The following is an 815-nucleotide window of genomic DNA, read 5'->3' as shown; positions in this document are numbered from 1 at the left end:
AAGATAGAGATAAGATCATAAGCTATAAGCAATTAAGCATAAGCGGAAGACAGAGATAAGATCATAAGCTATAAGCAATTAAGCATGAAGCGGAAAGATTTAAACATAGCGGATTAAACTATAGGCAGTTAAGCTATAGCGAAAGATTTAAACATAGCAGATTGAGTTATAGGTTGTGAAGTATAATAGATTAAGCGGTTGCGGAAAACAACAACATAAGATATAAGTTACGGGTACGGTTTTTGTATTAAAAACATAGGGGGTGTTTGTGGGGTATAAATTTGAATTAAGGGAAAGGGCTTATCAATTTTCGGTTAAGTTAATAAAGTGTTTAAGGCCATTGTTTTCGGATAAAGTATACAGAACTATACTCAACCAGCCGATAAGGTCTGCTACTTCCATTTCTGCCAATGTGTGCGAGGCAAAGTATTCAGGCACGGAAAAGGAATATGCAAGATATTTTGAAATAGCCCTTAAGTCTGGTAATGAAACGATGCATTGGTTAAGGTTAATTTCTGATACAACAGAATCTGAAGTGAAAGGAATTGAAGAACTAAAAAAAGATCTTGAAGAAATTTTAAAAGTAATTGCTGCAAGTCTGATTTCGTTAAGGCGAAAGCAAAAAAAATAGGAAAATGGTGTATTGGTTTTTTTGCTGCTGTTAAACAGATTATTATGCTAATGCTTAACTGCCTAGAGCTTATTATTTCATCTCTGCCTTCCGCTATAGCTTAACTGCCTATAGCTTATTATTTCATCTCTGCCTTTCGCTATAGCTTATTATTTCATCTCTGTCTTCCGCTATAGCTTAATTG

The 815-nt window shown here is 34.4% G+C and carries 1 protein-coding gene; it reads left to right on the top strand.

What is annotated here, in order from left to right; all coding sequences use genetic code 11:
• The first annotated feature begins 262 nt into the window (after positions 1-262).
• A complete protein-coding gene (locus tag CVV21_03800; protein PKL91882.1) occupies positions 263-631 on the top strand; it encodes a hypothetical protein in 369 nt (122 codons plus the stop codon).
• The last annotated feature ends 184 nt before the right edge of the window (positions 632-815 follow it).

This window comes from Candidatus Goldiibacteriota bacterium HGW-Goldbacteria-1 (genome assembly GCA_002839855.1).
Lineage (GTDB): Bacteria > Oederibacteriota > PGYV01 > PGYV01 > PGYV01 > PGYV01.
Note: the sequence above shows the minus strand (reverse complement) of the source record. Positions and strands in the feature narration are given on the sequence as shown.